Below are 13,534 nucleotides of genomic sequence, written 5' to 3'. Positions count from 1 at the left end.
CCGTGACTCCGCAAGCACGGGTGCAGGCGGCGATCGAGATCGTCGACCAGGTGATCGCTTCGGCACGGGAGGATGGCCCGCCGGCCGATGCGATTGTGTCGGCCTATTTCAAGACGCGGCGCTACGCCGGGTCCAAGGACCGCCGCGCCGTGCGCGAGTGGGTATTCCGCGCGATCCGCCATTCCGCCGAAGTCCCTGCGAGCGGGCGAGCGGCGCTGTTGCCGATCGCCAGCGAGTGGTTCGGGGGCGAGGGGCATGGTCCTGCGCTAGCCGGCGACGACGAGCCGCGGGCAGGGGAGGGCGTGGTGCCACGCTGGGTGCAGCCGCTGCTGTCGCCTTTGGTCGAGCCCGATGAATGGCCCGCGCTGGTCGAGCGGGCGCCGGTCGATCTGCGAGCCAACCTTGCTCGCACGACCCGCGACGAGATGGCGGCACATTTCGGTGCGGCGCCGACGCCGCTCAGCCCGTGGGGGCTGCGCTTGCCCGCCGACAGTGCGGTCAGCACCGACGAGGCGTTTGCCGACGGCATGGTCGAGGTGCAGGACGAAGGCAGCCAGTTGATCGCACTCGCCTGCGATCCGGCTGCGCGGGAGGTCATGGTGGATCTGTGCGCAGGGGCGGGCGGCAAGGCGCTTGCGCTGGCGGCGGCCAATCCGGCCGCGCGGATCGTCGCGTGCGACACCAGCCGGGCGCGGCTGGCGAAACTGGCGCCGCGTGCCGAACGGGCAGGGGCGGCAATTGAGAACCGCCTGCTCGACCAGCCGCGCGAGGCCGAAGGGCTGGCCGATCTGTCCGGTGCCGCCGATCTGGTGCTGGTCGATGCGCCCTGCTCGGGCTCGGGCACGTGGCGGCGCAACCCGGAAGGACGCTGGCGGCTGACGCCCGACCGGCTCGATCGGCTGGCGGAACTGCAAATGCGCGTGCTCGATCTTGCAGCGCCGCTGGTGAGGCCGGGCGGGACACTTGTCTATGCGGTCTGCTCGCACCTAGCCCGCGAAGGCCGCGATCAGGCGCAGGCCTTCCTCAGCCGCCATTCAGGCTTCGAGCCCGAGGATACTCCCATGGACGTCGGGCGTTTGGACGGAATGGGCCGGCTTCTCACGCCGGGACATGATGGGACCGACGGCTTTTTCATCGCGCGGTTCCGTGCCACATGAGGGCGAACCCCGCCTGGGAGACGATGATGCGTTTGCTTCCGATTGTTGTTGCGCTTGGGGTGATGGGGGCGACGATCGCCAGTTCGGGCGAGACACAGGTCCCCGACGCGCAGATCAATGCGCAGTCGCTGCAATGGCAGAAAGCGGGCGAAGCGGCGTTGGCGGCCGGCCAATATCAGGCGGCCGACGATGCGCTGGAAACGGCGCTGATCATCGATCCACGTAACCGCGGCGCGTTCGTGTCGCTGGCGCGGGTAGCGCAGAAGCAGAAGCTTTATGGGCAGGCGATCCGCTTCACCAACAAGGCGCTGGCGCTGGAGCCCAACGATCCGGTCGCGCTTGGCGTTCAGGGCGAAGCGATGGTGGAGCTTGGCGCGGTCGGACGCGCCCAGCAGAACCTCGCCAAGATCAAGAGCCTGTGCGGTGCCAAACCCTGTGCGCCGGCGACCAGCCTGTCGGCGCTGATCCAGCGCGGGCCGGCAATGGCCAAGGCCGAACCGCCAGCAGCTCCTAAGAAGAACTGAGGACGCGGGCGAGGGCGACCCATTCGTCCACGCCGACCGTCTCCGCCCGCCGCTCGGCCGCGATGCCGAGCGCCGGCAGCGCGTCGAGGGCGTAGGGAACGCTCTTGAGGCTCTGGCGCAACATCTTGCGGCGTTGGCCGAAGGCGGCGGCGGTGAGGCATTCGAGGACGGGGTGGCTTACGCCCTCGGGCTCGGCGGCGGGCACGATATGGACTACCGCCGAGGCGACCTTGGGCGGTGGCACGAAGGCCGAACGGTGAACTGGAAGCGCAATGCGCGGGACCGCGCGCCATTGAGCCGCCACCGCGAGGCGTCCAAAGGCGTCGTCGCCGGGCTTGGCGACGATGCGATCGGCCACTTCCTTCTGGAACATGAGCGTCAGGCTCGACCACCAAGGCGCCCATTCGGCACCGAGCCAGCGCAGCAGCAGGGCGGTGCCGACGTTGTAGGGTAGGTTCGAGACGACATGCGCGCCGCGGCCGACCAGGGGCTCTTCGGCGATCTTGAGGGCGTCGTCCTCGATCAGGGTAAGCTTGCCGGGAAACAGCCCTCCAAGCTCGGCCAGCGCGGGAAGGCAGCGACGATCGCGTTCGACGGCGGTGACACGTGCGCCGGCATCGAGCAGCGCGCCCGTCAGGCCGCCGGGGCCGGGGCCGACTTCATAGACCGATGCGCCGTCGAGATCGCCGGGAATGGCGGCGATGCGGGCGAGAAGCTGACGGTCGAGGAGGAAGTTCTGGCCTAGCGCTTTCGACGCGGACAAGCCGTGGCGGGCGATCACCTCGCGCAGGGGCGGTAGCGTGGTCAACCGTGAAGGGCGCGGTGCTGCGCGCAGCTTGCGGCCATGCGGATCGCCGCCGCCATCGCACGCGGATCGGCACGGTCCTGGCCGGCGATGTCGAAGGCGGTGCCATGGTCGGGCGAGGTGCGGACGATCGGCAGGCCGAGCGTCATGTTGACGCCTTCCTCGAAGTGCAGCGCTTTCAAAGGGATCAGCGCCTGATCGTGATACATGCAGAGCGCGGCGTCGTAGCGGGCGCGGGCCGCGGTGTGGAACATGGTGTCGGCGGGGTGCGGGCCGGTGACGTCCCAGCCTTCGGCGCGCAACGCGGCGATGGCGGGTTCGATCACATCGCGTTCTTCGCTCCCCAAGGCACCATTCTCGCCCGCATGGGGATTGAAGCCGGCGACCGCGAGACGCGGGTTGGCAATGCCGAAGTTGCGTTGAAGGCCGCGCAGGGTCACCCGCCCGCGCGCTTCGATCAAGGCGCTGGTCAGCCGCTCGGGCACGTCCCGCAGCGGCAGGTGAGTGGTGACCGGCACGGTGCGCAATGTCGGTCCGGCGAGCATCATCGCGACATTGCCGGACGACACGCCGCAACGTTCGGCGACGAATTCGGTCTGGCCCGGGTGATTGAAGCCGATGGCGTAGAGCTGGTGCTTGGCGACCGGGCCGGTGACCACGCCGGCGCAGGTGCCCGAGCGGGTCAGGCCGACGGCGAGTTCGAGGCTGTCGAGACTGCAATGTGCGCCGGCCGTAGTGGGCTGGCCGGGCAGGCTTGCGGCAGCGGCGGGCACGGCGAGCAGCGGCAGGCCGTGCTCGAACGCGTCGATGGCTTCGGCCGGGTTGGACAGCACGACGACTGGGCCATCCCAGACTTCGGACAAGCTGCGCGGATCGCCGACGGCGACGAACGGCGGCAGGCCGAGCGCGTGGCGGCTGTCCCACGCCTTGGCTACGACTTCAGGGCCAATCCCCGCAGGATCGCCAAGCGAGACGGCAAGCAGGGGCGGAGGCAGGCTCATCGCCAGCCCCCTAACGCTTGCCGGCCGTCTCGGCCACCTTAGCGATAGTCGATGACGGCGTCGCGGCGGAGATCGCGAAGATAACGGCGGGCGCGGGCATTGACGCGCTCTTCCTGAAGCTGCGCGAACACCGCATCGGCATTAGGCGCATTGGCGCTCTGTTCTTCGTCGCGGCCGCAGATCACCAGCACGCGAACGCCATCGGCAATGCTGCCGAACGGGCGCGTTGCCTGACCGACCTGCATCGGCAGCATCATTTCCTGCAAGGCCGCCGGCAGGTCACGAAGCTTGACGCTGTCCGACTGGACCACATCGCCCCTGAAGTCGGCCGCGACCTTGTCGGCACCGCCGCACCCACCGATATTCTGGGTGGCGGCAGCGAAGCGCTCCAGTTGCGGATTGGCCGCCGCAGCGGTGGTGCCGGCCGGGAAGGTGATCGACACCTGCTTCAGCGACAGCACGGCATTGCGCGGATCGGCGGTCAGCACCTTGCGGGTGTCCTGCACGGCGATGATCGAGATGCCGCCCTGGACGGGGATCGGCTGGCTGAGCTGGCCGGGCTGCATCTGTGTCAGCGTCTGGGCGATCGGCTCGGGAAGCTGCTCGGGACGGATCCAGCCAAGGTCACCACCGACGGCGGCGGCGGAGGACTGGCCGAACTGGCGGGCGTAGCCGGCAAAGCTCGCGCCCTGGCGGAGTGCGGCAACGATCTGCTGCGCCTGCTGCGCGACCTGCGCCTGATTGGCGGTGGTCGCTTCGAGATAGATTTCGCCGACGCGGTATTCCTGCGTGCCCTTGGACGCATTCATGCGGTCGATGAAGGCCTTGACCTCGTCGTCACCGACGCTGACGCCGCTTTCGATCTTCTGGCGCTGGAGGCGCTGCCAGGCGATTTCGCCCTGGATCTGGCGGCGGATCGAGTTGATCGAACTGCCATTCTGCTTGAGATACCCAGCGAGCTCGTTGGGCTTGCGCTTGGTGTTCTCGGCGACGCGGGCGACGGTGCGGTCGATGTCGGTCGGACTGACCTTGATCCCGGCGGCATCGGCGGCCTGGATCTGAAGCGTTTCGTCGATGAGGTTGCTCAGCACCTGCACGCGCAGCCGCTCTTCCTCTTCCTTGGGAATCGGCTGGTTGTTCGCCAGCGCAAGGAGGGCGAGGCGCTGGTCGATATCGGTCTGAGTGATGACTTGCCCGTTGACGATGGCGCTTGCCTTGACCACCGAGGGAATCGGGCGGCCGAGCACGGTGACCGTCTGCGGCAGGTTGAGACCCGACGAGCTGTTACGCGCCGCAGGCTGCTGCTGCGCTTGCCCACTCTGCGCTGCCGCGACACTGGCGAGCGACGCCAGGAGAGCGGTCGTGAAAAGCGTCTTGGCCTTTGCCATAACGAGCCTTGTATCCCTTGTTATTTCAAGCAGTTCACGGCGCCTTGCCAGCCCCGCGCTGAACCGGCGATGAGCGCCGTTTAGCGGCTCAAGCCCTTCAAGGACAGGCGGAAACTGAAGGTGCTGCCCTCAGCCCGGTCGCCAAGCCGCTCATAATCGCGGCGCCAGCTGATGCCGAAAGACAGGCAGTCGTCTTCGTAATCGAGGCTCAGGCGATGGCGGACGGCGTTGACGCCGTCGGCGATGCTGAGCGGATCTTCGTCGGCGTTGGTGAGATCGAGCACGGTCGCGCCGAACACCGACCAGAAGCGATGGAATTTCCACCGGCCGGCAAGCCGCAGCTCTTCCTTGTCCTGCAAGTCCTCGATCGACTGATCGACATTGCGGTTGAGGCGCAGATAATCGATCCGCGCATAGGTTTCGGTGGTGCCGACGGTCAGATCGACCTCGTTGCGGCGGACCGCGAAATTGTCCTTGTCCAGCCGGAAGCGGTGGGTGAGGTCGACGAAACGGCCGACCTTGACCCGGGTGCGGCCGACGAAATCGGACCAGCGGTCGGTCAGGCCCGTACCGTTGGGAAAGATCTGCGCGTCGCGGTTGAGGCGGTAGGACTGGCCGATATTGCTCGACACCGCCCAGCCGGGCCGGTCGAGGGTCCAGTCGAGGCCGTAGGTGATGCGACTGCCGTCTTCCCAGCGGTCGTAGCCGGGGAAGCGGTTGAGCGCGAAAAGGTTGCTGTCTTCGAGGTCGACCGAGCGGCTGTCCTCGTTGGGAAGGCTGATGTTGGCGGTCGGCGGGGTTATCACCAGCTGGGCGCGGGGTGTGAGTCGCTGGATGCCGCCGAGCAATTCGCCGGTCAGCGGCCAGCGAACTTCGGCGGCGGCGGCGGCGATCTCGCGTCCGCGCCAGCCTTTCTCGCCGCGATAGATGGCGGCGCTGGTGAGCTCGTTGTCGTCGCTATGATAAAGGTCGCCGCGGGCATAGCCGGTCAGCAGGATCTCCTGCCCCATGGTGGTCAGGCGGCGCAAGTCCCAGCGGGCACCGGCAAAGGCGCGCTGGCTGTCCTGACCTTCGCGGCGGAACACGGCGAGGCTGTTAGCCTGAAGCTCGACCCGGCCGCCCAGCAGCGGGTCGGTCAGGCGGACGCGGGCGTCGATGGCGGGAAGGGCGAAGGGGATGGTGCTCTGAATGTCGTTCTGGCGAACACCCTGAAAGGCCCAGCCGGCAATGCTGATGTAGCTGTCGAGGTCGATCCGCTCGAGGTCGAGAAAGCTGCGATAGCGGTCGTCGCGATTGAGGTCGTAGAAGCGCGCCACGTCCTTGTCGGTGGCGGCGCGGACTTGGCCGGTCAGGCTCCACAGGGGCGAGAACTGAAACTTGCCGTTGCCCTCGATGTAGGCGCGGAGGCCGCGATTGGTGCGGCTGTCGTCATAGCTCGATTTGTCGCCGTAGGTGACGAAGGCGCCGAGCGAAAAGGCCCCGAGGCTGTTGAGTTCGCGGTAGCGCGCTTCGACCGCCGGATTGACCGAGGTGTAGAGGTGCGGCGTTACCGTGATGTCGCGGTTGGGCCCGAACCGGGTGAGATAGGGCAGCGACAATTCGCCGCCGAGCCGCCGGCTGTAGCGGAGTTCGGGGAGAAGAAAGCCCGAATAGCCTTCGCCCCCGCTGCTGGTGCCGAGGCTGAAGACCGGGAGCAGGGGCAGGGTAATGCCGAACAGTTCGAACCGGCCGCGCTCGAAGCGGATGCGCTCGGCAGCCTGGTCGTAGCGGACCCGGGCGGCGAGGATCCGCCAGCTGGGCTTGCGTGGGCAGCCGGCTTCGTTGTCGATCCGGCACGGGCTGTAGACCGCATTCTCGAGCGTGGTGACGTTACCGGTGCGGGTCGCCTTGTCGGCGGCGAGGCGTCCGCCGCTTTCCAAAACGACGAGCAGATTATCCACCGTGGCATCGCGCAGCGCGTCGTCGAGCACGACGCGTTCGGAGATCAGCCGGTCGCCCTGCGGCTGGACCACCACCACGTTGCCGGTCGCGACCACTTCGCCCGAGCGGCGGTCCCAGCGCACCTGGTCGGCGGCGACAAAGGTGCCTTCGCGATTGATCCGAACCTGGCCGGCGGCGGTGACGACCTCGTTCTCGCTGTCATAATCGACGCGATCGGCGGTGAAGGCGATTTCCTGGTCTGCCGCCGCGAGCGGCTGCGGCTCGGCAGGAGGCACCTCGGTTTCAACAGCCGGAGCGGCGATGTCCTGCGCCCAAGCGCGATCCGGCGCGGCAAGCGCGAGCACCAGCGGAAGCGCCGTCCAGGCCGTGACGCCGTATCGCACCCTTTATGTCTGCCTTGATCCGCTAGTGAGCCCGTGAAAGGCCAGCCTATTGCAGCCTTCGCCAGCCGGGGCAACGGGCTTGGCAGCGCGGGGGGCGCGGGCCTAAGGACACGGCAACCCTTCTTTTTCCCATTGCAGGTGTTCCTTCCCATGCAGATCCGCTTCGCCGACGCCGCTCCTTCCGGCAGCTATGCCCTGGTTCTTCCCGTCGCCGGCACCGAGCGCGGCAACCTCGCGTCGCTCGGCGAGCATCGCGCGGCGGCCGAAGCGGCGGCGCGCGGGCAGCGGTTCGAGGGCGAAGCGGGTGCGGCCGCGGAAACATGGATCGGCGGCGGCGGCGAAGCACAGGTCCGCCGGCTGGTGCTGATCGGGACCGGCACGGGATCGGACGGCGCGGCGGCCGAGAAGCTCGGCGGCACGGCGGTCGGTCGGCTGCTGACGTCGGGCGAAAAGACGCTGGTGATCGATCTTACCGGCGCCAAGTTCGATGCCGACGCCGCCGCGCGTCTGGCGCTGGGAGCGGCGGCGCGGGCGTGGCGCTACGACCGCTATCGCACTAAGCTCAAGGACAAGCAGAAGCCGAGCGTCGAGGAAGTCGTGATCGTCGGCGCGCCCGCCGACGCCGGGGAGCGCTGGAGCGAGCGGTACGAAGGCGTGCTGGCAGGCATCAAGCTGACCCGCGAACTCGTCACCGAACCCGCCAACATTATTTATGCCGAAACCTTCGTCGAGCGGGTGAAGAAGGCCGCCGAGGGTACCGGGCTTGAAATCGAGGCGCTGGGTCAGGCCGAGATGGAGAAGCTCGGCATGGGCTCGCTTCTGTGCGTCAATCAGGGGACCATTCGCGAGCCACGTTTGCTGGTAATGCGCTGGAACGGCGGCGGCCATCCGACCGACAAGCCGCTGGCGCTGATCGGCAAGGGCGTCACCTTCGACACCGGCGGCATCTCGATCAAGCCGGCCGCCGGCATGGAATCGATGAAGTGGGACATGGGGGGCGCCGGTGCGGTCGCTGGCGCGATGGTCGCGCTTGCCAGTCGCAAAGCCAAGGCCAATGTGATCGGCCTGTGCGGGCTCGTCGAGAACATGCCGTCGGGCAGCGCAACGCGTCCGGGCGACGTGGTCACCTCGATGAACGGGCAGACGATCGAGGTCATCAATACCGACGCCGAAGGCCGCCTCGTGCTGGCCGACGTCATGACCTATGCCCAGCGCGAGCTTGGCGCCAAGCGGCTGGTCGATCTCGCAACGCTGACCGGCGCGATGCTGATCGCACTCGGGTCCGAGCATGGCGGGTTGTTCTCGAACAACGACACGCTGGCGGGTGAGCTTGCCGCGGCGGGCACCGAGACCGGCGAGAAATTGTGGCGGATGCCGCTGGGCGACGCTTACGACCGCCTGATCGACAGCCCGATCGCCGACATCAAGAATGTCGGTCCGCGTGAAGGCGGCTCGATTACCGCCGCGCAGTTCCTGCAGCGCTTTGTCGAGAAAGGCGTCGAATGGGCGCATCTCGACATCGCCGGCATGGTCTGGAGCGACAAGCCCGGCACCACCTACGAAAAGGGCGCGACCGCGTTTGGCGTGCGCCTGCTCGATCGCTTCGTGGAGATGACGGCCGAGTGAGAGTCGATTTCTACCAGCTGGCCGGCGCGCCCGTCGACGAAGTGGTGGCGAGCATCGCCGCCAAGGTCGTCGAGGGCGGCGAGCGGCTGCTGGTGGTGATGGCCGACGAGGGCGCGCTCGCCCGGATGGACCGGCTGCTGTGGGATCAGGGGGAAACCGATTTCCTCGCCCACGGCATCGCCGGGGAAGGCGAGGATGCGCGGCAGCCGATCTTGCTATCGACCACGCCCGATCCCGCCAACGGCGCCCGCAATCTGCTGGTCGCCGACGGCGAATGGCGCGAAGCGGCGCTGACCTTCGACCGGGCTTTTTACCTGTTCGACGAAGCCAATCTCTTCGAAGCGCGGCAGGCGTGGAAGCTCCTGTCCGGGCGCGAAGGCGTAGAACGAAATTATTGGGCCCGCGAGGACGGGCGCTGGACACGCAAGGCCTGAACCTTGCCCTTCGCCCGGCCTCCGGCTAGGGGCGCGCGCAATCCTTCAACCCACCCAAACACGAACGGAGCTTTCCCGTGGCCGTCACGCGCACCTTTTCGATCATCAAGCCCGATGCCACCCGCCGCAATCTGACCGGCGCGGTCACCAAGATGCTGGAAGAAGCCGGCCTTCGTGTCGTTGCGTCCAAGCGCATCCACATGACCCGCGAGCAGGCCGAAGGCTTCTACGGCGTCCACCGCGAGCGTCCGTTCTTCAACGACCTCGTGTCGTTCATGATCTCGGGCCCGGTCGTCGTCCAGGTGCTGGAAGGCGAAGACGCCGTGAAGCGCAACCGCGACATCATGGGCGCGACCAACCCCGAGAACGCCGATGCCGGCACCATTCGCAAGGAACTGGCCGAATCGATCGAAGCCAATTCGGTGCATGGATCGGATTCGGACGAAAACGCCAAGATCGAGATCGACTATTTTTTCAAGCCGGAAGAGATCGTCGGCTGAGCCTGAGCTCTAAGCCGGAACAAGGGGCCCGCTGGAGCGATCCGGCGGGCTTTTTCTTAATGGCGCTAGATCTTTGGCGCAGCGTTGCGAAGGCGCAACGTCAGATGCTGCTGGCGCCGATCATATGAAGCTAGGCATCACTATCAAACCTGCCACGACCCCGACCTGTACCATCGCGATGAGGGTCAGGTAGGTCGAGAAGGGCTGCTTCCGGGTCTTGTGGCGAAGCAGGTGGCGGGCGGCGAAGGCGGCGGGGGTGCCGCCGATGAAGGCAAGGGCGAGGAGTTCGCTTTCGCTGACCCGCCATTGCCCGAATACAGCGCGCTGCTTGTCCTGGCGGAAGCGATAGAAGGTCCAGGCATTGATGAGGCCGAGCCAGCCGAGCGCCTCTAGCGAGGTCAAAACTCGTCCGCGGCGCGCATGAATCTGGTCAGGCGCGGCGGAGCGACGGTGCGCCAGCTGCGCTCGAGCCAGTCGCGCACGTCGTCCCAATCGGTGTCGGGCCGGTTGAGCTTGACCCCGAGCCAGCCGCTCGCGCCATAATATTTGGGCCAGTAATAGGTATCGGGGCGAGCTTCGATCAGGCCGGTCATCTCGTCCGCGCCGCTCGATTTGACGAGCAGGCCGATGGCGTCTTCGCCGTGATGGCGGTCGGCGAGGATGGCGAACAGCTTGGCGGATTTTTCGGTGCCTACCGCCCAGCCGGGGCTGCCGTGGCTGGTCTTGCGGCTGACTTCCGCGAGGGAGGCGGCGAGGGCATCGACCTCGGCCTCGATCCAGTTCGCATCCTGATGCCGCGAGACATAGGCGGACAGGGTGGCAGGATAGAGCTGGTGCTCGGCGAGGCGGACGCGCTGCGCCAGCGTGTCTGGTGTGTCGCCGGGGCGGATGGCGACCGCGACCTGACCAAGAATTTCGCCCGCATCGACGTCCTCGGTGACGAGGTGAACGGTGCAGCCGGCGTCGCTGTCGCCGGCCTCGAGCGCCCGGGCATAGGTGTCGAGGCCGCGATACTTGGGCAGCAGCGAGGGATGGATGTTGAGCAGGCGGCCGTGCCAGCGTTCGACGAACGTCGGGGTGAGGAGGCGCATGTAGCCGGCGAGGGCGACGGCGTCGGGTCGTGCGGCGGTGAGGGCGTCGTGCAGCGCTTGGTCGAAGGCTTCGCGGGACAAGCCCTTATGGCTTTGCGACCAGGTGGGGACGCCTTCGGCCTCGGCGAGCGCGAGGCCCGGGGCGTCGGGATTGTTGGACGCGACCAGCACGATCTCGAAGGCGGCTTGCGGCAGGCGGCTGGCGTAGAGCAGGGCGGCCATGTTGCTGCCTTCGCCCGAAATGACGACGGCGACGCGGGCGCGCTCAGCCATGATTGTGCGTGGCGCTCCAGGCGCCGCGGGCGCTCCAGCTTTCGTCGGGACCGCGAACGGTGCAGCCGCGAGAGCCAGCTTCGATGCGGCCGATGCGATGCACGGTTTCGCCGGCCTTGGTGAGCGCATCGGTGACCGCATCGGCTTGGTCCGCTGCCACCACCACGGCCATGCCAATCCCGCAGTTGAAGGTGCGGGCGAGCTCCTCGGGCTCGATCGACCCGCCGGCCTGAAGCCAGGCAAAGAGTGGCGGAAGCTCCCACGCGGACGCATCGACCATCGCGTGGCAATCGTCGGGCAGCACCCGCGGAATGTTCTCGAGCAGGCCGCCGCCGGTGATGTGAGCGAGGCCGTGGATTCGCCCGGCGCGAACCTCGGGCAGCAGGCTTTTCACATAGATCCGAGTCGGCTCGAGAAGCAGGTCGCCGAGCAATCGCTCGGGCATAAAGCGCGCGGGGCGATCGAGCTTCCAGCCGTTCACTTCGATCAGGCGGCGGACGAGGCTGAAGCCGTTGGAATGGACGCCGCTGCTGGCGAGGCCGAGGAGCACGTCGCCGGGGCGGATCGCCACGCCGGTCAATTGCTCGCCCCGCTCGACCGCGCCGACGCAGAATCCTGCGAGGTCGTAGTCGCCCGCCGCATACATGCCGGGCATCTCCGCCGTCTCGCCGCCGATCAGCGCGCAGCCGGACTGAAGACAACCTTGCGCGATCGACGCGACGACGGCTTCGGCGACGCCTCCGTCGAGCTTGCCGGTCGCGAAATAGTCGAGAAAGAACAGCGGCTCGGCGCCTTGAACGATGAGATCGTTGACGCACATGGCGACCAAGTCGATGCCGACCCCGTCGTGGCGCCCCAAGTCGATCGCCAGCTTGAGCTTGGTCCCGACGCCGTCATTGGCGGCGACCAGCAGCGGGTCGGTGAAGCCCGCGGCCTTGAGATCGAAGAAGCCCCCGAAGCCGCCGAGATCGGCGTCCGCCCCCGGCCGACGCGTGGCCTTGGCGAGCGGCCCGATGGCCTTCACGAGCGCGTTGCCGGCGGCGATGCTGACGCCCGCCTGTTCGTAAGTCAGCCCCATGGCGCCCCGCCTAGCCGAGAAGAGCCTTGGAAATCGAGTCTCAAGCTGCTTTGAGGGCGCAGACATGCCGCGACGCCCTTTGCGCCTTCTGGTTTTCACGCTTGGCCTTGCCGGGCTTGGCACCGCCGTGTTCGCCCAGCTCGAGAGCGGGGAACGCGGCATTCCGCCTATCGACAGCGCGAGCACGCTGGAGATCGGCGGGATCAAGGTCGATGTCGCGGGCAAGGATGCCGAAAGCGCGCGGCTGGCCGGGTGGCGGCTGGCGCAGCGACAGGGCTTTGCCGCCTTGTGGGCCAAGATGCACAGCCGGCCGATGAGCGAGGCGCCCAAGCTGCCCGATTCGACGCTCGACGGGATCGTCAGCTCGATCGCCATCGAAGAAGAGCGGATCGCACCCGGCCGTTATATCGCGACGCTGCAGGTGCTGTTCGACCGTTCGCGTTCGGCCGCGCTGCTCGGGGCCGAGGGGCCGGTGCAGCGTTCGGCGCCGATGCTGCTGATTCCGGTGCTGGTCAGCGGCGGCACGGCGACCACGGTGGAATTGCGCAATCCGTGGCAGCGGGCGTGGGCCGAATATCGCACCGCCAACAGCGCGATCGATTATGTCCGGGTGTCGGGGCAGGGGATCGATCCCTTGCTCGTGACCGCCGGCCAGGTGCGCCGCCCTGGCCGGGCGATGTGGCGCAATCTGGTCGATTTCTACGGTGCCGCCGACGTGCTGGTCGCGACCGCACACGTGCGGCGGCTATATCCGGGCGGGCCGTCGGTTGCGACGTTCACCGGCTCCTTCGGGGCGGATCGCCGTCCGCTCGGCAGCTTCACCTTGCGCGCCGACAGCAGCGCCGACCTGCCGCGGATGATGGCGGAAGGCGTCCAGCGGATGGACGCGCTGTACACCAGCTGGCTGGCATCGGGCGGGCTCACGCCCGACCAGAGCCTGCTTCCCCCACCACCGCCGCCGGTGACCGAAGAAATCGAGGAAGAAGCGCCCGCGGCGCCGGTCGACCAGATCATCCAGATCGCGGTGAGCTCGCCTTATTCGCCGGTCGGCTGGCTGCGTTCGATCCCCGGCGTGGGGTCGGTCCAGGAGATCGGCGCGCAGGTGCTGGTGGTGCGCTTCCGCGGTTCGCCCGGCCAGCTTGCCGCGGCGCTGAACGCGAGGGGCTGGCAGACCAGTTCGGCGAGCGGGGTGTTCACCATCACCGGCTATGCCCCGCCGCCCGCCGCGCCGGCGCCGCAGCCGGCCCAGCCCGCTCAACCCGCGCAGCCTCAGCCGCAGCGCCCGGCGCCCGAGCCGATCACGCCCGTTCCCACCAATCGCCCGGGGGAATGA

Annotated in this window: 13 protein-coding genes; 6 read left to right on the top strand and 7 right to left on the bottom strand. The window is 67.7% G+C overall.

Features of this window, described 5'->3' with window-relative positions; all coding sequences use genetic code 11:
• The first annotated feature begins 2 nt into the window (after positions 1 to 2).
• Together V6R86_RS11895 and V6R86_RS11890 are read left to right on the top strand one after the other, a co-directional pair.
• Positions 3 to 1,157 (top strand): RsmB/NOP family class I SAM-dependent RNA methyltransferase, encoded by a 1,155-nt coding sequence (locus tag V6R86_RS11895; protein ID WP_338504765.1) that lies wholly within the window; start codon positions 3 to 5, stop codon positions 1,155 to 1,157.
• A 26-nt stretch (positions 1,158 to 1,183) separates the two neighbouring features.
• Positions 1,184 to 1,681 carry a tetratricopeptide repeat protein gene (locus tag V6R86_RS11890; protein ID WP_338504764.1) on the top strand — a complete coding sequence of 166 codons (498 nt, stop codon included), beginning with the start codon at positions 1,184 to 1,186 and terminating at the stop codon, positions 1,679 to 1,681.
• Here the strand turns inward: V6R86_RS11890 and rsmA are convergent.
• The 4 genes from rsmA to V6R86_RS11870 all read right to left on the bottom strand — a co-directional run bounded on the left by rsmA (position 1,668) and on the right by V6R86_RS11870 (position 7,199).
• Positions 1,668 to 2,489 (bottom strand): 16S rRNA (adenine(1518)-N(6)/adenine(1519)-N(6))-dimethyltransferase RsmA, encoded by an 822-nt coding sequence (rsmA, locus tag V6R86_RS11885; protein ID WP_338504763.1) that lies wholly within the window; start codon positions 2,487 to 2,489, stop codon positions 1,668 to 1,670. The genes V6R86_RS11890 and rsmA overlap by 14 nt on opposite strands.
• Positions 2,486 to 3,487: a 4-hydroxythreonine-4-phosphate dehydrogenase PdxA gene (gene pdxA / locus V6R86_RS11880; protein WP_338504762.1), complete on the bottom strand. Its 1,002-nt coding sequence runs from the start codon at positions 3,485 to 3,487 to the stop codon at positions 2,486 to 2,488. Before pdxA ends, rsmA begins: the two co-directional genes overlap by 4 nt.
• Positions 3,488 to 3,525: 38 nt before the next feature.
• The gene (locus V6R86_RS11875; RefSeq protein ID WP_338504761.1) at positions 3,526 to 4,875 is read right to left on the bottom strand and encodes a peptidylprolyl isomerase; all 1,350 of its coding nucleotides are present in this window, start codon (positions 4,873 to 4,875) and stop codon (positions 3,526 to 3,528) included.
• 80 nt (positions 4,876 to 4,955) lie between these two features.
• Positions 4,956 to 7,199: an LPS-assembly protein LptD gene (locus V6R86_RS11870; protein WP_338504760.1), complete on the bottom strand. Its 2,244-nt coding sequence runs from the start codon at positions 7,197 to 7,199 to the stop codon at positions 4,956 to 4,958.
• A 150-nt stretch (positions 7,200 to 7,349) separates the two neighbouring features.
• On the opposite strand from V6R86_RS11870, the gene V6R86_RS11865 reads away from it, so the two are divergent.
• From V6R86_RS11865 to ndk, 3 genes are all read left to right on the top strand, one after another.
• Positions 7,350 to 8,825, top strand: coding sequence for a leucyl aminopeptidase (locus V6R86_RS11865; protein ID WP_338504759.1), 1,476 nt, complete (start codon positions 7,350 to 7,352; stop codon positions 8,823 to 8,825).
• Positions 8,822 to 9,259, top strand: coding sequence for a DNA polymerase III subunit chi (locus V6R86_RS11860; RefSeq protein WP_338504758.1), 438 nt, complete (start codon positions 8,822 to 8,824; stop codon positions 9,257 to 9,259). Before V6R86_RS11865 ends, V6R86_RS11860 begins: the two co-directional genes overlap by 4 nt.
• Before the next feature lie 77 nt (positions 9,260 to 9,336).
• Positions 9,337 to 9,759 carry a nucleoside-diphosphate kinase gene (gene ndk, locus V6R86_RS11855; RefSeq protein WP_338504757.1) on the top strand — a complete coding sequence of 141 codons (423 nt, stop codon included), beginning with the start codon at positions 9,337 to 9,339 and terminating at the stop codon, positions 9,757 to 9,759.
• A 120-nt stretch (positions 9,760 to 9,879) separates the two neighbouring features.
• On the opposite strand, the gene V6R86_RS11850 is transcribed toward ndk, so the two are convergent.
• From V6R86_RS11850 to purM, 3 genes are read right to left on the bottom strand one after another with little or no spacing between them, the layout of a single operon-like run.
• Complete coding sequence (locus V6R86_RS11850) at positions 9,880 to 10,161, bottom strand: DUF1294 domain-containing protein (protein WP_338504756.1); 282 nt, start codon at positions 10,159 to 10,161, stop codon at positions 9,880 to 9,882.
• Positions 10,158 to 11,123 (bottom strand): phosphoribosylglycinamide formyltransferase, encoded by a 966-nt coding sequence (gene purN, locus V6R86_RS11845; RefSeq protein WP_338504755.1) that lies wholly within the window; start codon positions 11,121 to 11,123, stop codon positions 10,158 to 10,160. Before purN ends, V6R86_RS11850 begins: the two co-directional genes overlap by 4 nt.
• On the bottom strand, positions 11,116 to 12,201 hold the full coding sequence (purM, locus tag V6R86_RS11840) for a phosphoribosylformylglycinamidine cyclo-ligase (RefSeq protein WP_338504754.1): 1,086 nt from the start codon (positions 12,199 to 12,201) through the stop codon (positions 11,116 to 11,118). The genes purN and purM overlap by 8 nt, the downstream gene beginning before the upstream one ends.
• 64 nt (positions 12,202 to 12,265) lie before the next feature.
• Here purM and V6R86_RS11835 point away from each other — a divergent pair, with 64 nt between their 5' ends.
• Positions 12,266 to 13,534 carry a heavy-metal-associated domain-containing protein gene (locus V6R86_RS11835; RefSeq protein ID WP_338504753.1) on the top strand — a complete coding sequence of 423 codons (1,269 nt, stop codon included), beginning with the start codon at positions 12,266 to 12,268 and terminating at the stop codon, positions 13,532 to 13,534.

It is taken from the genome of Sphingomonas kaistensis, assembly GCF_036884275.1.
Taxonomy (GTDB): Bacteria; Pseudomonadota; Alphaproteobacteria; order Sphingomonadales; family Sphingomonadaceae; genus Sphingomicrobium; species Sphingomicrobium kaistense_A.
This window is presented reverse-complemented; position numbering and strand designations above follow the sequence as displayed.